The organism is Streptomyces sp. NPDC029526 (genome assembly GCF_040637405.1).
Taxonomy (GTDB): domain Bacteria; phylum Actinomycetota; class Actinomycetes; order Streptomycetales; family Streptomycetaceae; genus Streptomyces.
Genome location: NZ_JBEZWE010000001.1, coordinates 168748 through 184573, shown reverse-complemented (window position 1 = coordinate 184573; position 15826 = coordinate 168748). Strand labels below are relative to the sequence as shown.

General features: G+C 73.8%; 14 protein-coding genes. 8 read left to right on the top strand and 6 right to left on the bottom strand.

Annotated elements, in window-relative coordinates:
- Positions 1–23: 23 nt before the first annotated feature.
- Together AB0F01_RS00850 and AB0F01_RS00845 are read right to left on the bottom strand one after the other, a co-directional pair.
- On the bottom strand, positions 24–1514 hold the full coding sequence (locus AB0F01_RS00850) for a glutamate synthase subunit beta (protein ID WP_362088954.1): 1491 nt from the start codon (positions 1512–1514) through the stop codon (positions 24–26).
- Between the two features lie 289 nt (positions 1515–1803).
- Complete coding sequence (locus AB0F01_RS00845; RefSeq protein WP_362088953.1) at positions 1804–2283, bottom strand: anthrone oxygenase family protein; 480 nt, start codon at positions 2281–2283, stop codon at positions 1804–1806.
- A 342-nt stretch (positions 2284–2625) separates the two neighbouring features.
- On the opposite strand from AB0F01_RS00845, the gene AB0F01_RS00840 reads away from it, so the two are divergent.
- The 3 genes from AB0F01_RS00840 (at position 2626) to AB0F01_RS00830 (ending at position 4912) form a co-directional block, all read left to right on the top strand.
- Positions 2626–3258 carry a uridine kinase gene (locus AB0F01_RS00840; RefSeq protein WP_362088952.1) on the top strand — a complete coding sequence of 211 codons (633 nt, stop codon included), beginning with the start codon at positions 2626–2628 and terminating at the stop codon, positions 3256–3258.
- A 233-nt stretch (positions 3259–3491) separates the two neighbouring features.
- Positions 3492–3911: a CBS domain-containing protein gene (locus AB0F01_RS00835; RefSeq protein WP_362088951.1), complete on the top strand. Its 420-nt coding sequence runs from the start codon at positions 3492–3494 to the stop codon at positions 3909–3911.
- Between the two features lie 203 nt (positions 3912–4114).
- Positions 4115–4912, top strand: a complete 798-nt coding sequence (locus tag AB0F01_RS00830) for a methyltransferase domain-containing protein (protein WP_362088950.1) — start codon at positions 4115–4117, stop codon at positions 4910–4912.
- Positions 4913–5147: 235 nt separating this feature from the next.
- Here AB0F01_RS00830 and AB0F01_RS00825 read toward each other — a convergent pair whose 3' ends face one another.
- Together AB0F01_RS00825 and AB0F01_RS00820 are read right to left on the bottom strand one after the other, a co-directional pair.
- Positions 5148–6074 carry a PfkB family carbohydrate kinase gene (locus tag AB0F01_RS00825; protein WP_362090158.1) on the bottom strand — a complete coding sequence of 309 codons (927 nt, stop codon included), beginning with the start codon at positions 6072–6074 and terminating at the stop codon, positions 5148–5150.
- An 86-nt stretch (positions 6075–6160) separates the two neighbouring features.
- Positions 6161–7069, bottom strand: a complete 909-nt coding sequence (locus AB0F01_RS00820) for a pseudouridine-5'-phosphate glycosidase (protein WP_362088949.1) — start codon at positions 7067–7069, stop codon at positions 6161–6163.
- Between the two features lie 101 nt (positions 7070–7170).
- Between AB0F01_RS00820 and AB0F01_RS00815 the strand changes: the two genes are divergently transcribed.
- Complete coding sequence (locus AB0F01_RS00815) at positions 7171–7599, top strand: VOC family protein (protein ID WP_362088948.1); 429 nt, start codon at positions 7171–7173, stop codon at positions 7597–7599.
- 231 nt (positions 7600–7830) lie between these two features.
- Here the strand turns inward: AB0F01_RS00815 and AB0F01_RS00810 are convergent, their stop codons facing one another.
- Together AB0F01_RS00810 and AB0F01_RS00805 are read right to left on the bottom strand one after the other, a co-directional pair.
- Positions 7831–8394, bottom strand: coding sequence for a methylated-DNA--[protein]-cysteine S-methyltransferase (locus AB0F01_RS00810; protein ID WP_362088947.1), 564 nt, complete (start codon positions 8392–8394; stop codon positions 7831–7833).
- Between the two features lie 110 nt (positions 8395–8504).
- Entirely contained in the window at positions 8505–9374 is an 870-nt protein-coding gene (locus AB0F01_RS00805; protein ID WP_362088946.1) for a glycerophosphodiester phosphodiesterase family protein, read from the bottom strand.
- Between the two features lie 288 nt (positions 9375–9662).
- On the opposite strand from AB0F01_RS00805, the gene AB0F01_RS00800 reads away from it, so the two are divergent.
- From AB0F01_RS00800 to AB0F01_RS00785, 4 genes are all read left to right on the top strand, one after another.
- A complete protein-coding gene (locus AB0F01_RS00800) occupies positions 9663–10523 on the top strand; it encodes an MHYT domain-containing protein (protein WP_362088945.1) in 861 nt (286 codons plus the stop codon).
- A gap of 71 nt (positions 10524–10594) precedes the next feature.
- The gene (uvrB, locus tag AB0F01_RS00795) at positions 10595–12736 is read left to right on the top strand and encodes an excinuclease ABC subunit UvrB (RefSeq protein WP_362088944.1); all 2142 of its coding nucleotides are present in this window, start codon (positions 10595–10597) and stop codon (positions 12734–12736) included.
- Between the two features lie 214 nt (positions 12737–12950).
- On the top strand, positions 12951–13529 hold the full coding sequence (locus AB0F01_RS00790) for a TerD family protein (protein WP_362088943.1): 579 nt from the start codon (positions 12951–12953) through the stop codon (positions 13527–13529).
- A 72-nt stretch (positions 13530–13601) separates the two neighbouring features.
- Complete coding sequence (locus AB0F01_RS00785) at positions 13602–15602, top strand: TerD family protein (protein WP_362088942.1); 2001 nt, start codon at positions 13602–13604, stop codon at positions 15600–15602.
- Positions 15603–15826 lie beyond the last annotated feature (224 nt).

Here is a 15826-nt window from a genome sequence, read left to right as displayed (position 1 = left end):
CGGGGGCCGGGGGCCTCACGTCCTCATGCCGTCATCGGCCGGTCGTACGGCCCGATCGGTGCCGGGAGGCGGGAGGTGCCGCCGGTGAGGCGGCGGTCGACGGCCGCCGCGACCGCCCGGCCCTCCGCGATCGCCCACACGATCAGCGACTGCCCGCGCGCGGCGTCCCCGGCCGCGAACACCCCCGGCACGTTGGTCGCGAAATCCGCGTCCCGGGCGATCGTGCCCCGCGGCTCCACGTCCACGCCCAGCCGGGCGAGCAGACCGTCGCTCCGGTCCGGCCCGGAGAACCCCAGGGCGAGCAGGACCAGGTCGGCGGGGAGAGCCCGTTCGGTGCCCGCCACGGGGCGACGACCCGCGTCCACGTCGACCAGGTGCGCCCACCGCACCCGCCCGTCCGCGTCACCGGAGAAGCGCAGGGTGGACGCCGCGAACAACCGCGCGTCGGCGTCCGCCACCGGAGCACTTCCCAGGTCGCGGGCCTCCTCGTGGGCCGCGGACAGGCGGTAGACCTTCGGGTAGGTGGGCCAGGGCTCGGTGTCCTCGTCCCGTTCCTCACCGGGCCGGCGGTAGATGTCCAGCTGGGTCACCGACGCCGCTCCCTCCCGCAACGCGGTGCCCAGACAGTCGGCACCGGTGTCCCCGCCGCCGACGATGACGACGTGCCGCCCGGCAGCCGACAGCGGGGACACCTCCAGGTCGCCCTCGCACACCCGGTTGGCCAACGGCAGGTACTCCATCGCCTGGTGAACACCCGTCAGTTCGCGTCCCGGGACCGGCAGTTCCCGCCAGGCCGTCGCCCCGGTGGCGATCACCACGGCGTCGTAGCGGCTCCGCAACGCGGCGGCGTCCAGGTCGCGTCCGACCGCCGTGCCCGTACGGAACTTCGTCCCCTCGGCACGCATCTGCGCGATGCGCCGTTCCAGGTGCCGCTTCTCCATCTTGAACGCGGGGATGCCGTAACGCATGAGCCCCCCGATCCGGTCGTCCCGCTCGTACACGACGACCGTGTGCCCGGCCCGGGTCAGCTGCTGGGCGGCCGCGAGTCCGGTGGGGCCCGAGCCGATCACCGCCACGGTCCGCCCCGACAGCCGGTCCGGAGGGGCGGGCGGGGCGAACCCCTCCTCGAAGGCCCGGTCGGCGACGGCGCACTCGACGTTCTTGATCGTGACCGCCGGCTGGTTGATGGCGAGTACGCATCCCGCCTCGCAGGGCGCCGGACACAACCGGCCGGTGAACTCGGGGAAGTTGTTGGTCGCGTGCAGCCGGTCCGCCGCCGCCCGCCAGTCCTCGCGGGAGACCAGGTCGTTCCACTCGGGGATCAGATTGCCCAACGGGCAGGCCTCGTGACAGAACGGAACGCCGCAGTCCATGCAACGGTCGGCCTGGGGTGCGATCAGCGGCAGCAGCGCACCCGGGACGTGGACCTCGTCCCAGTCGTGGACCCGCTCCTCGACAGGCCTGCGCGGCCATTCCCGGCGGGGAGTGGTGAGGAAACCCTTGGGATCGGCCATTGCCGTGTTCCTTGCGTGGGCGGGGCAGGCCGTACGGCGTCGGGCGGCACTCTCCCGGCCACGATACGTCCCGGTTCGCCCCACCGCAGGCCGCCGCCGGACCCGCAGGCCGCCGCCGGACCTGCAGGGCGCCGCCGGACCTGCAGGGCGCCGCCGGACCTGCTGGGCGCCGCCGGACCTGCTGGGCCTGCCGAGCCTGCGCCGGGGGCAGCTCGCTTCCTCGTTCCACGCTTCCTCGGCTCCTCGGCTCCTCGGTTCCTCCGTTCCTCGCTCCCGACCGGCCGAGGCCTCAGGCGAGGGCCAGTACGTACGCCAGGGCGGCCCCGGTGGAGGCGGCCGTGCGGACGTGGTTCCACCGGGTCCACTCCCGCACGTAGCCGGGCCAGTACGCCGCTGCCTCCGGGGTCCCCGGGGCGAGCCGGGCCAACGCCTCGTTGCGCGGCACGTTCGCCGCCACCGTCACCCCGAACGAGCCACCGAGGTGCAGCACGCTGCCCACCAGCAGTTCCGTGGCGCCGTCCGGCGGCCACACCATTACCGTCACGACGGCGATCACCGCACACAGCAGCGCCGAGCCGAGGAACAGCAGCATGAACGCCTTCGTCACCGCGGCCACGTTGACCGCCCGCATCGCGGCCACCCCCTGCGCCACCGGCAGCGCCGTCAGCCCCTTCATCACGAAGGCCGAGAAGGCGAAGAAGACCCCGGCCACCAGGGCGGTGCCCAGCGCCCCCAGTACCGTCAGCACGAAGTACGGTCCCTCGATCATGTCCTCGTCTCCCTCTCGTCGGACCGGGCGCCCCGCCCTCCCGGCCTGCCGTCGCCACCAGTGAACCGGCCCGCACGGGCGCCGCCCATGGCCGGACGGCGCAGGCGCATGCGCAATCGTCCACGCCGACCGCCCGGCTGTGGTCGGCACAGTCGACACGGCATGGCGCTCTCCGGGGCGACCTGCGGCAGGGGACCGTGCCGACGGTCGGCACGGTGGCGGTGCCCGGCGGTCCGGCGGCTGTCAGAGCTCCGGACGGCAGGCCCGACAAGAGGGACCGGTGCGGGCGAGGGCGCTCGGCAGGATTCGTCCCCCTCCCGAACGCTGACGCATCATGGCCGAGTGCGACTGGAAGCGATCACCTGGGACCGGCTCCGCGACCACCTCGCCGACCGTCTGCTGGACCTGCGGCCGGCCGACGACAGCCCCTGGCCGCGGGTGGCCCTGGACGGCGCCCCGGCCGCCCGCCCCGGGGAACTCGCCGCGGACATCGCCGAGGCCCTGCGGTTGCGAGGGCGCCCCTCGCTCGTCGTGGCGACCGAGGGTTTCCTGCGTCCCGCCTCGGTCCGGCTGGAGCACGGCCGTCAGGACGTCGACTCCTACTACGACGGCTGGTACGACACCGGGGCCCTTTGGCGCGAGGTCTTCGGCCCGCTCGATCCGGGCGGCAGCGGGCGAGTCCTGCCCGACCTGCGGGACCCGGTCACCGACCGGGCCACCCGCAGTCCCGCCGTGTCCCTCCCGCCCGGCGGCATCCTCCTGCTGCACGGGCCCTTCCTGCTGCGCCACTGGTTCCCCTTCGACCTCAGCGTCCACCTCCAGCTGTCGCCGGGCGCCCTGCGCCGCCGCACCCCCGAGGCCGAACACTGGACCATCCCCGCCTTCGAGCGCTACGCCCGGGAGGCCGACCCCGCCGACACCGCCGACGTCCTGGTCCGAGCCGACGACCCGCGCCGCCCGGCCTGGCGCGGCTGAGCAGGACGGTCCGCGTCACGGCACCCTGCCCCCGGCTCGTAGTCGCCGGGCCCGGACTCCCGTGTCCCGCACGGCGCACCCGGCACGAGGCGCCCAGCCGCAGGTCCGCACGGCGTCCCGGCGGGCCGGTGCCTCCGCATGCGGGCGGGGGAGCGCGCGACCAGAATGAGGGGCGTCGGGACTCGCGGCGCGCCCCCGCGCCGCGCCGGCCGTCCGGCACCGGGAGGTACTCCATGACCACCGCCGGAGACATCATGCACCGCGGCGCCCAGTGGATCCCCGCCCACGAAACCCTCGACCGCGCGGCCCAGTTGATGCGCGAACTGAACGTCGGGGCACTGCCGATCAGCGACGAGAACGAAAGGCTGTGCGGCATCCTCACCGACCGCGACATCGTGGTCGGCTGTGTCGCCATGGGCCGTGATCCGTCCCGGGTGACCGCGGGGGAGATGGCCAAGGGCACACCCCGCTGGATCGACGCGGACGCCGATGTCGGCGAGGTCCTCCAGGAGATGCAGGAGCACCGGATCCGCCGGCTGCCCGTCATCCGGGACAAGCGCCTGGTCGGCATGATCAGCGAGGCCGACCTCGCCCAGCACCTGACCGACGACCAGATCGCCACCTGGGCGGAGCAGGTCTACGCCCGCCGCTGAACGGCCCCCTCGGGGACCGGGTCCGGGCCCGACGGCGCGACGGGGCCTGCGGCACTCGGTCGCCGGAACCCCCGGCCTGCCGTCCGCCTGGCGTTCCGTCCGCCCGGCGTTCCGTCGGCCCGGCCCTCCGTTCGCCGGGTGACCACTGATCGTCCGTCGCGTCCCCTACCGGGAACAAGCCGTGCAAATGGGATGATCGCGGCATGATGCGATCCGACGGGAATCTGCTCGACCACCGGCCGGACGAGGCGGCCGAACACCTCGACGCCTTCGCCGCACTCTTCGACCCCACCACCTTCCGCCATTTCGAGGCGGTCGGTGTCGGTCCCGGCTGGCGCTGCTGGGAGGTCGGCCCGTCCGGTGGATCCGTGGTGTCGTGGCTGGCCAGGCGGGTGGGCCCGACCGGCCGGGTGCTCGCCACGACCACCCAACCGGCCCGTCTGGCCACAGCCGCCCGGCCGCCGGTGGAGGTGCGGACCCACGACATCGGCACCGAGGAACCTCCGGTGGAGGGCGGCTTCGACCTGGTGCACGCCCGGCTCCCGTTCATCGGCGCGGCGGACCCCGGCCGGGTCCTCCGTCTCATGGTCCGCGTGCTGCGACCCGGTGGGCGTCTGCTCGTCGAGGACACCGACCCCGCACTGCAGCCCCTGCTGTGCCCGGACGAGCACGGCCCCGAGCAGCAGCTCGCCAACCGGTTGCGCCAGGGGCTGCGCCGCCTCCTCGCCGACCGGGGATCGGACCTCGCCCACGGCCGCAGGCTCCCGCGGCTGCTGCGAGAGGCGGGCCTCGGCGGAGTACGGGCCGACGCGTACTTCCCGCTCGCCGAACCGGCCTGTGCGGCCCTGGAGTCGGCGACCATGCGACTGGCGCGCGACGGCCTCGTCGGAGCCGGCATCGCCACCGCCCAGGACATTGACCGCCACCTCGCGAACGTCGCCGAGGGGAACCTGGACCTGTCCACCGCCCCGCTGATCACGGCCTGGGGCCGCAAGGGCTGACCGCGCCGGGACCGGACGGACCACCCGACGCACGCCACGCACGCCACGCGCGCGGCACCGCACCACCGCAGCGCGGCACCGCCCCGACGTGCTGTCACCCCGCGACCCTGCCCCGCGCCCACCTCGTCCCCGCCCTCACCTCACCCCGCCCCGCGTCACCCCGAGCCGACGCGCAACCGTCGGGCCCGCGGACACACCGCAACCGTCGGCCATGCGGACACGCCGCAACCGCCGGTCACGCCGACGCACAGGGAGCCGGCGGTGCCCCGCCTTCCGGGGGCCGGGGCGGGCGACCGCCCACCACCTGCACCGCGTGCGCCCCCGCGCGGCACCCCTGCCGGACCGCGTCCCGGGCGTCGGCCCCCGCGAGCAGCGCCGCGAGGAAGGCGCCGGTGAAGGCGTCACCCGCGCCCGTGGTGTCCCGTGCGGTGGCCGCGACGGCGGGGACCCGGGCGCACACCGCGCCGGAACGCGCCAGCAGTGCTCCTCGCGCACCCTGCTTCACCACGACCAGCGGGACGTCCCGGCTCAGCTCCGCCGCCGCGTCAGCCGGGTCCGGCAGGCCGGTGAGCAGGCACGCCTCGTCCCGGCTGGGCAGCAGCACGTCCACCCCGGCGACGTGGGACAGGAACCGCTCCGCGCCCAGGGCTGCGAGGAAGCCCGCCGACGCGGGGTCCACGCTCACCGGCACACCGCGCGCCCTGGCCGACCCGACGGCCGCCGCCACGAAGGCCCGGCCCGTGTCGGAGAACAGCAGGTAGCCCGACAGGTGCAGCCGGGCCACGCCGTCCAGCAGCCCCTCGGACCAGTCGCCGGGTCCCAGCCGCAGGGACGCCCCGCTGTCCGTCAGGAAGGTCCGCTCGCCTCCGGCCTCCCCGTCGACGAGACAGATCACCGTCCCGGTGGGGGCCGCGTCGTCGACGACCAGCAGCGGGATCACCCCGTGCGCGGCGAGTTCCCGCGCGTGCCAGTCCGCCGAGTCGGCGCCCACCCGGCCGAGCAGCCGCACCGCCGCGCCACCCGACCGGGCGGCCCAGCACGCCACGTTGGCCCCGGCGCCGCCGGGCAGCCGGCGGATCGCCGCCACCGTGTCCGTCCCGGACGCGAGGGGGCCACGGTGCCGGGCGACCACGTCCGTGACGACGTCACCGACGACCAGCAGCCCACCACCACCCGCAAGCCGACCTTCCGTACGCCCCTCCGTACGCCCCTCCGCGCGCCCGGGGTCCGCGCGCCCGGGGTCCGCGCTCACGCCCCGGTCCGCGCCGCCGCGACGCGGGCGGCCAGCCGCACGTTGCCCCGCACCGCCGCCAGGTTGGCGGCCAGGGAGGCGCCGTCGGTGTGCCGGACGAGATGGTCCAGCAGGAACGGCGTGACCCCCTGGCCGGTGACGCCCGCCTCCGCGCAGGCGCGCAGCGCCTCGTCGAGCACCCGCGCGTGCACCGCGGGGTCCAGCTGCTGCTCCTCGGGCACGGGGTTGGCCACGATCAGCGCCGACGGGGGGCCGCCCAGCGCGTCCTGGGCCCGCATGACGTCGGCCACCTGCCCGGGGGAGTCCAGCCGCCAGTCCACGGGGTGACCCGAGTCGGACAGGTAGAAGCCGGGAAAGCGGTCCGTGCCGTACCCGGCCACCGCCACGCCCAGGGTCTCCAGGCGCTGCAACGTCGCCGGCACGTCGAGGATCGACTTCACGCCCGCGCAGACCACCGTGATCCGCGTCCGGGCCAGCAGCCCCAGGTCCGCCGACTCGTCCTGGGTCGCCGTCCACTCCCGGTGCACCCCGCCCAGGCCCCCGGTCGCGAACACCCGGACGCCCGCCCGCTCCGCCAGCAGCGCGGTGGCCGAGACCGTGGTGGCACCGCTCGTCCCCGTCGCGACCGCGAGCGGCAGGTCGCGGTGGCCCAGCTTGCGCATCCCGTCCTCGTTGGCGACCCGCTCCAGCTGCTCCTTGTCCAGGCCGACCCGGGGCACGCCGTCCAGCACCGCGATCGTCGCGGGCACCGCGCCCTCCTCCCGCACGACCGCTTCCAGCTCCAGGGCCACCCGGAGGTTCTGGGGCCGTGGCAGCCCGTGCGCGATGATCGTGGACTCCAGCGCCACCACGGGCCGGTCCGCGACGAGCGCCTCCCGTACCTCTTCCGACACCCTCAGCACCACGTGTCCGCCTCCCGTCAGCCGCTCCTTCCTCATCCCTGGCGACCCGCGCGCCCGGGCAAACCCCTTGCACGTCGGCACGGGGGTCCCGCAGCCTGGGACGCATGACGGACCACACGGCACGCCTCGACCACGTCGTCCTTTGGGTGCGCGACCCCGTCGCCGCCGCAGGCTTCTACGCCGAGGCGGTCGGACTGGCACCGGTCCGGCTCGCCGAGTTCTCCGCGGGAGCGGCCCCTTTCCCGTCGGTCCGCGTCAACGACGACACGATCATCGACCTCATGCCGGCGGAGATGGCCCGGCGCATGACCATGCTGCCCGGGGCCGCCGACAGCTCGGGTCACCCCGTCAACCACGTGTGCCTGTCGCTGCCCGCCGCGGACTTCGACGCGCTCCGGGCCCGGCTCGCGGAGCGCTCGGTGCCGCTGACGGACTTCTCCCACGACTCCTTCGGGGCGCGCGGCCCGGCCAGGCGCAGCTTCTACTTCCGCGACCCCGACGGCAACGTGTTCGAAGCACGCCACTACGACTGAACGGGCACCTCACCTGAACTCGCGCCTGCCGGAACCGGCTGACCTCCCCCGAACGGGCTCGACCCGACTGAACGGGCCCGCCCCGACCTGTCTCCCGCCGACCCGCCCAACCCTTCTCCGCCGCTGATCCCGCCCGGCTCCACCCGACGAGGCCGCCCCGGCGAGGCGGCCCAGACGAGGCCGCCGCGGCGAGGCGGCCCAGACGAGGCGGCCCGGACAAAGCTGCCCCCGTCAGAACAACGGCTCGGGCAGGACCCCCTCCAGGGCGAGCAGCCGCCGCTTGGTCTCCAGTCCGCCGCCGAAGCCGCCGATCCCGCCGTCGCTCTCCACCACGCGGTGGCAGGGCACGACCACGGGCAGCGGATTGGCGCCCATCGCCATGCCCACAGCCTGCGCGCCGCCGGGCCGGCCCACCCGCCGCGCCAGGTCGCCGTAGCCGACCACGTCGCCGAACGGCACCCCGGTGGCGAGCTCGCGCAGGACCGCCCGGTTGAAGCCGGAGATCAGCGACCAGTCGAGCGGCACGTCGAAGGTGTGCCGCTCACCCGCCAGATAGGACCGGACCTGGCGTATCGCCTCGGCGGGCAGGGGCGCGGCGGGATCCTCGACCGGGGCGGTGCCCAGCCGCTCGGTCAGCCGTGCCAGCGCGCGGTCGCGCACCGCGGCGGTGGCGTGGAACACGACGTTGACCAGGCCCGCGTCGGTGGCGGCCAGCATCAGCGGGCCGATGTCCGTCTCCACGACGGCCCACACCGGTGCCCGGTCGCGCTGCCCGTCCTGCCCGTGACTGCTCATGCGCCCACGGTACGGCCCGCCACCGACAACCCGGTGGCGCGGAGGACCCGCCGGGCACCCCCGGGCCGCGGCCACGGGCTCGGGGGTGCCCGGCCGGTGCCACGGCCGGGTCAGCCCACCGCGTCCCGCACCACGTCCGGGACGTTGCTGATGATGCCGTCGACGCCGTAGCCGGCCACCCGCCGGGCGGCGGCGGCGTCGTTCACGGTCCAGGTGAGCACCTCGAGCGGCGAGCCGTGCGGTCCCCGGAAGGACTGCACGGCGGCGACGTAGCCGCTGGTCAGCGACGCGTACGACGGGTTGATCTGGTCGGCGAAGGCCGCGTAGCCGGGCAGGTCGCCCACCGGAGGCTTGCCGAGCAGTCCCGTCCGCACCGCGGGCTTCAGCTCGTGGACGGTGCGCACGCTGGCCGCGCTGAAGCTCTGCACGACCAGCCGGTCCCCGACGTGCTGACGGTCCAGCCAGCCCTCGTTGGCGAGGACCTTCAGGGTGTCCCGCTCGATGCCGGGGTACAGCTCGGGATTCTTGATCTCCAGCAGCAGCTTCTGACCGTGCCGCTCCACCCGCCGCACGAACTGCTCCAGCGTCGGCACGCGCGTGCCCCGGAAGGACGGCGAGAACCAGCTGCCCGCGTCGAGACGGGCGATCTCCGCGGCGGTGAAGTCCTTCACCTTCCACGGCGACCGGCCCGGGAAGACCTCCTCCGCATCGGTGGTGCGCCGCAGGTCGTCGTCGTGGACGACCACCAGCGTGCCGTCCTTGGTGCGCTGTACGTCGTTCTCCACCCACTCGATGCCCAGTGCCGCCGCCCGGTCGACGGCCGCCAGCGTGTTCTCCGGCGCGTAGCCGGAGCCCCCCCGATGGGCGACGACCACCGGTGTGCCGCTCGTGTCGGCGGCGCCGGCCGGGGACATGGGGAACAGGAGGGCGGCGGCTCCCAGAAGCGCGGTGATCGATGCGGTGACGGAACGCGCGTGCATGCGTACTCCTCACGTGCAGTAATCCGGACATCACGGACCGTTCAACTGTGACATCCGTCGGTCAACGTGAAAGGGGCGCACGATGACCACAGAATGAACGCGACTTCCCCAACTCCGCACACCACTGGCTCACAACTGGGGCGAGGACGTGTTTCTTTGCCGGAAAGTCGTTCGACCATTCCGGTGGAGGTCATACTCTCTGCGTCTACCCTGGCCGCCGGTGCGGTCCTGGGACGGGGGTCGTATCGGGGGTTCCAGGGCGAAACAACGGCGGGAAGGGCACCGCGCATGCAAGGCACCGTCGACGGTTTCAACTACGGCCTGGTCACACCGCTCGTGGCCTACCTCATGGCCTGCCTCGGCGGCGCCCTGGGACTGCGCTGCACGGCCCGGTCCCTGACCGCCTCCCGGTCCCGGCGGGCGGCCTGGCTGGCGCTCGGCTCGGCCGCCATCGGCTCGGGCATCTGGACCATGCACTTCATCGCCATGATGGGGTTCACCATCGAGGGCACCCCGATCCGCTACGACGTCCCGACGACCTTCGCGAGCCTCGCGGTCGCCGTCGTCATGGTCGGCATCGGCACGTTCATCGTCGGCTACCGGGGAGCGGCCGGCACCGCCCTGTTCACCGGCGGCACCATCACCGGGCTGGGCATCGCCTCCATGCACTACCTGGGCATGGCGAGCATGCACCTCGACGGGGCGCTGGAGTACGACACCCTCCTGGTCGCGGCGTCCGTGGTCATCGCCATGGCCGCCGCCACCGCCGCCCTCTGGGCGGCCGGACAGGTCAAGGGCCTGCGGTGGAGCGTCGGCGCCGCCCTCGTAATGGGGCTCGCCGTCACCGGGATGCACTACACCGGCATGGCCGCCCTGGAGGTCCACGTCCACGGCGGCACCGCCCCCGCCACGGGCGAGTCCGCGGCCACCCTGCTGGGCCCGATGCTGATCGGGCCGCTGGCCTTCCTGGTCCTCCTCGGCCTGCTGGTGGTCTTCGACCCGCTGGTGATCACCGGCCGCCCCGCCCCGGTGCGCGAGCGCCGGCCCGGTATCCCCGCCCACCCGGACCTGCACCACTCCCCGGCGCGCCCCCGCCCGCGCGCCCGCGGGCCCGTCGAGCACCGGCACCGCACCCCGCAGAAGCGCTGACCGGCGGCGGGAGACCGCGCGGGAACGCCGGCCGGGACCCGTTGTCAGTGGCGGGTCGTACCGTTGATGGCATGCGGCCCGTTTCCCACATCGAACGCACGGTGGCGCCCTTCGAGGTCGTCAGCCCCTACCAGCCGAACGGCGACCAGCCGGCGGCCATCGCCGACCTCGCCCGGCGCATCGAAGCCGGCGAGAAGGACGTCGTACTGCTGGGTGCGACCGGCACCGGCAAGTCCGCCACCACCGCGTGGATGATCGAAAAGCTCCAGCGCCCCACCCTGGTGATGGCGCCGAACAAGACGCTGGCCGCCCAGCTGGCCAACGAGTTCCGCGAACTCCTGCCGAACAACGCGGTCGAGTACTTCGTCTCGTACTACGACTACTACCAGCCCGAGGCGTACGTCCCGCAGTCGGACACCTACATCGAGAAGGACTCCTCGATCAACGAGGAGGTGGAGCGGCTGCGGCACTCCGCGACGAACTCGCTGCTCACCCGCCGCGACGTGGTCGTGGTCGCCTCCGTGTCCTGCATCTACGGCCTGGGCACGCCCCAGGAGTACGTGGACCGCATGGTCCCGCTGCGGGTCGGCGAGGAGATCGACCGGGACCAGCTGCTGCGCCGCTTCGTCGACATCCAGTACACCCGCAACGACATGGCCTTCAGCCGCGGCACCTTCCGCGTCCGCGGCGACACCATCGAGATCTTCCCGGTGTACGAGGAGCTCGCCGTCCGCATCGAGATGTTCGGCGACGAGATCGAGGCGCTGTCCACCCTGCACCCCGTCACCGGCGAGATCGTCAGCGACGACCAGCAGCTGTACGTCTTCCCGGCCTCCCACTACGTCGCGGGCCCCGAGCGCATGGAGCGCGCGGTCAACGACATCGAGAAGGAGCTGGCCGAGCGCCTCACCGAGCTGGAGCGCCAGGGCAAGCTGCTGGAGGCGCAGCGGCTGCGCATGCGCACCACCTACGACCTGGAGATGCTCCGCCAGATCGGCACCTGCTCCGGCGTCGAGAACTACTCGATGCACTTCGACGGCCGCCTGCCCGGCTCCCCGCCCAACACCCTGCTGGACTACTTCCCCGACGACTTCCTGCTCGTCATCGACGAGTCGCACGTCACCGTCCCGCAGATCGGCGCCATGTACGAGGGCGACGCCTCCCGCAAGCGGACCCTCGTCGACCACGGCTTCCGGCTGCCCTCCGCCCTGGACAACCGGCCCCTGAAGTGGGAGGAGTTCCAGGAACGCATCGGCCAGACCGTCTACCTGTCGGCCACCCCCGGGCAGTACGAGCTGTCCCGCTCGGACGGCGTCGTCGAGCAGATCATCCGCCCCACCGGCCTCGTCGACCCGGAAGTCGTCGTCAAGTCCACCGAGGGCCAGATCGACGACCTGGTGCACGAGATCCGCACCCGCGTCGAGAAGGACGAACGCGTCCTGGTCACCACCCTCACCAAGAAGATGGCCGAGGACCTCACCGACTACTTCCTGGAGCTCGGCATCCAGGTCCGCTACCTGCACAGCGACGTCGACACCCTGCGCCGCGTCGAACTGCTGCGGGAGCTGCGCAGCGGCGAGTACGACGTGCTCGTCGGCATCAACCTGCTTCGTGAGGGCCTCGACCTGCCCGAGGTGTCCCTGGTGGCGATCCTGGACGCCGACAAGGAGGGCTTCCTGCGCTCCGGCACGTCCCTGATCCAGACCATCGGCCGGGCCGCGCGCAACGTCTCCGGACAGGTCCACATGTACGCCGACAAGATCACCCCGGCGATGGAGAAGGCCATCGACGAGACCAACCGCCGCCGGGAGAAGCAGATCGCGTACAACCAGGAGAACGGCATCGACCCCCAGCCGCTCCGCAAGAAGATCAACGACATCGTCGCCCAGATCGCCCGCGAGGACGTCGACACCGAGCAGCTGCTCGGCACCGGGTACCGCAAGCAGCGCAAGGACGGCGGCGGCACCAAGGCCCCCGTGCCCGCCCTCGGCGGCGCGGCGGCCAACGGTGCGAGGACGGCCAGGGGCAAGGCCGGGGCGAGCGTGCCGACGGACCGTCCCGCCGCCGAGCTCGCGGAGCAGATCGAGGAGCTCACCACGCGGATGCGCGCCGCCGCCGCGGAACTCCAGTTCGAGATCGCGGCCCGGCTGCGCGACGAGGTCTCCGAGATGAAGAAGGAGCTGCGCCAGATGCGCGAGGTGGGCCTGTCCTGACAGCCCCCTGAGGGCCCGTGACGGCGTCGGCCCGCCCCTGGACGTGCGGCCGGCGCCCGTCGCCGTGCCACCCCGCCCGGGGCGGGGACGGGCTGTGTTGCAAGACCGACACAAAGTGCGGGCCAGGGTACGTGGCTGTCAGTGCCCCTGCGTAGGGTTCTGGTCAACCGCGGTTCTCGCGGCAACAGGGGACGTCCGAGAGGGGAATCAGCGCGTGACCGTCAACATGACCAAAGGTCAGGCCATCAGTCTGCAGAAGGACGACGGCGGCAGCCTGAGCGCGGTGCGCATGGGTCTCGGGTGGCAGGCGGCTCCCCGTCGGGGCCTCTTCGGCTCGCGCACCCGGGAGATCGACCTGGACGCCTCCGCCGTCCTGTTCGCGGACAAGCAGCCCGTCGACGTCGTCTTCTTCCGCCACCTCGTCAGCGACGACGGCTCGGTGCGCCACACCGGCGACAACCTCGTCGGCGGCGTCGGCCAGGGCGGCGACGACGAGGCCATCCTCGTCGACCTGTCCCGGGTCCCGGTCCACATCGACCAGATCGTCTTCACCGTGAACTCCTTCACCGGCCAGACGTTCCAGGAGGTGCAGAACGCCTTCTGCCGCCTGGTCGACGAGACCAACGGCCAGGAGCTGGCCCGCTACACGCTCGCCGGCGGCGGCGCCTACACCGCCCAGATCATGGCCAAGGTGCACCGCTCGGGCAGCGGCTGGACGATGACGGCCCTCGGCAACCCGGCCAACGGCCGCACCTTCCAGGACCTGATGCCGGCGATCCTGCCGGTCCTGTAGGTCCAGGGCGCACCGGGCTCCGGGGATCCCGGCGGGACCACACCACACACGCGACACAGGGGGACGAGGGCGATGACGGCCGAGCTGGTGCGGGGACAGAACCATCCGCTGTCCCGGTCCCGCCTGGAGGTCCGGATCTCGGCCGGCACACCGGTCGTGGCCGCGGCCGCGCTGGGCGACGAGAACGGACGCATCCACGGCGCGGACTGGGTCGCCCACCCGGGCGCACCCACCCGGCCCGGCCTCGAAGTGTCCCGGCAGGCCGCCGCCGACCACCGTCTCGCGGTCGATCTGGACGCCCTGCCGGACGCGGTGCACCGCGTCAGCGTGCTGCTCTCCCTGCCGGCCGCGGGCGGCGGGCCGGGACCGGCCCGGTTCGGCACCGTGGCGGCCCCCTTCGTCGCCGTCACGGGCCTGGACGGCACCGAGGTCGCCAGCTACACCGTCACCGGCCTGGACAGCGAGTCCGCCGTCATCGCCCTGGAGCTCTACCGGCGGCAGGGCGCCTGGAAGGTGCGCGCCATCGGCCAGGGATACGCCGGCGGACTCGCCGAACTCCTCGCCGACCAGGACCTGGCCGAGGCGCAGCGCCTGGCGTCCGACATGCACGGGGCCATCGCCCAGGGGCTCGCCCGCTCCGTGCAGGCCCCGCCGCCCCGCACCCCGGAGGGCGACCGTTCCCGCCAGGCCACCGCCCCGGCCCTCGGTGCCGACCAGGGCGGCTCGGCCTCCCCGGGCGCCCCCGGCCCGGCCGGGCCGTCCTACGGGGACCGGCCGCAGCCGGGCCGGCCCGAGCCGCAGCCCGCCCCGGGGAGCGCGGCCGACCCGGCCGACCCGTCCCCGGCGGGCGGGCCCGTCGACTACCGCCACCCGCGTCGGCAGCACACCGCCCCGCCTCCGCCGCCCCCCGCCGCCCCGCCGTCCCGGCCCGGGGAGCCGGCCCGTCCCGTGGCCGGCGACGCGACCGGCTGGTCCATGGACGAGCGGCTCTACAACCAGGTCTGGGGCATGTTCGAGGACCTGGCCCGCACCACCGCCGCCTACCGCAGCGCGGTCGACTTCGCCGAGTCGCGCAGGGACAAGGAGCTCGAACAGGTCCTGTCCGACCCGCGCAGCCGGATCGGCGGCCAGGCCGACGCGGCCCGTGAGGCGGCCCAGGCCCGCCGGGACCAGCTCGTCGACCAGGCCCGTGAGGTCCTCGACCGGGACCTCGCCCAGCTGACCGCCGAGGCCGAGGTCGTCGAACCGGCCCTGCCGCCGGCCTTCGCGCGCTGGGACAGTCCCGTCTGGCAGGCCTACCGGGTGCCGATGGAGATCCCCATGGCCCTGCGCCTGGGCGACCTCCACCTTCCGGAGGCCGACGCGGTGCGCATCCCGATGCTGCTCCGGCTGCCCCTGGAGCGCGGCCTGTGGATCGACAGCGGACGCACCGGAGGGCTGGACGAGTCCTTCGCCGACGCGCACGACCTGCGGCGCCTGGCCCTGGAGACGGCCGTGGCGCACGCGGCCCGGCTGCTCGCCGTGTATCCGGCGGGCGAGTTCACGGTGCACGTCGTCGACCCGGCCGGTTCCGGCGCGCAGGCCCTCACCCCGCTCACCCGGTCCGGGGCGCTCGCCGCTCCGCCGGCGCGGGGCGCCGCCGGTGTGACGGACGTACTGGGCAGGCTCACCCAGCGGGTCGACCTGGTCCAGATGGCGCTGCGCGCGGGTGCCCCCGACTCGCTGCCGCCCGGTTTCGACACCTCCCAGCAGCTGCTGATCGTCAACGACTTCCCGCACGGCTTCGACGACCGGGCCGTCAACCAACTGCGGTACCTCGCCGACGAGGGCCCCGCCGTGGGCGTCCACCTGATGATGGTGGCCGACCGGGAGGACGCCGCGGCGTACGGACCGCTGCTCGACCCGCTGTGGCGCGGGCTGCTGCGGCTGACGCCGGTGGCCGACGACCACCTCGCCGACCCGTGGGTCGGGCACGCCTGGACCTACGAGCCGCCGGTGGTGCCGCCCGGCAGCGCGGTGCTCGATCAGGTGCTCACCCGCGTGACGGAGGCCCGGCGCACCTGGAACCGGTGAGCCCTCAGAAGGCGATGTGGCCAGCGACACACAGGCGCTGACCTGGCGCTTTGGTTTTCCTTTTACCCTGCTCTTTACCAATCCTTGGTGATGCCGGTACTGTTCAACCCACGGAGGGGAGTACTCCCCATCTGTGCGGTGACCCCGTCAGTACGGATCAGGCCAGATCCCGGGGCGTCGGCCCGGGACTCATCAAGCGCTGTGGGAAGCGCCGGAGTCCTGGG

Excerpts from the sequence above, each read along its gene's own strand:
- AB0F01_RS00850 (WP_362088954.1), bottom strand. The coding sequence starts at position 1,514 with ATGGCCGATCCCAAGGGTTTCCTCACCACTCCCCGCCGGGAATGGCCG.
- AB0F01_RS00845 (WP_362088953.1), bottom strand. The coding sequence starts at position 2,283 with ATGATCGAGGGACCGTACTTCGTGCTGACGGTACTGGGGGCGCTGGGC.
- AB0F01_RS00835 (WP_362088951.1), top strand. The coding sequence starts at position 3,492 with ATGACCACCGCCGGAGACATCATGCACCGCGGCGCCCAGTGGATCCCC.
- AB0F01_RS00830 (WP_362088950.1), top strand. The coding sequence starts at position 4,115 with ATGATGCGATCCGACGGGAATCTGCTCGACCACCGGCCGGACGAGGCG.
- AB0F01_RS00815 (WP_362088948.1), top strand. The coding sequence starts at position 7,171 with ATGACGGACCACACGGCACGCCTCGACCACGTCGTCCTTTGGGTGCGC.
- AB0F01_RS00810 (WP_362088947.1), bottom strand. The coding sequence starts at position 8,394 with ATGAGCAGTCACGGGCAGGACGGGCAGCGCGACCGGGCACCGGTGTGG.
- AB0F01_RS00805 (WP_362088946.1), bottom strand. The coding sequence starts at position 9,374 with ATGCACGCGCGTTCCGTCACCGCATCGATCACCGCGCTTCTGGGAGCC.
- AB0F01_RS00800 (WP_362088945.1), top strand. The coding sequence starts at position 9,663 with ATGCAAGGCACCGTCGACGGTTTCAACTACGGCCTGGTCACACCGCTC.
- uvrB (WP_362088944.1), top strand. The coding sequence starts at position 10,595 with ATGCGGCCCGTTTCCCACATCGAACGCACGGTGGCGCCCTTCGAGGTC.
- AB0F01_RS00785 (WP_362088942.1), top strand. The coding sequence starts at position 13,602 with ATGACGGCCGAGCTGGTGCGGGGACAGAACCATCCGCTGTCCCGGTCC.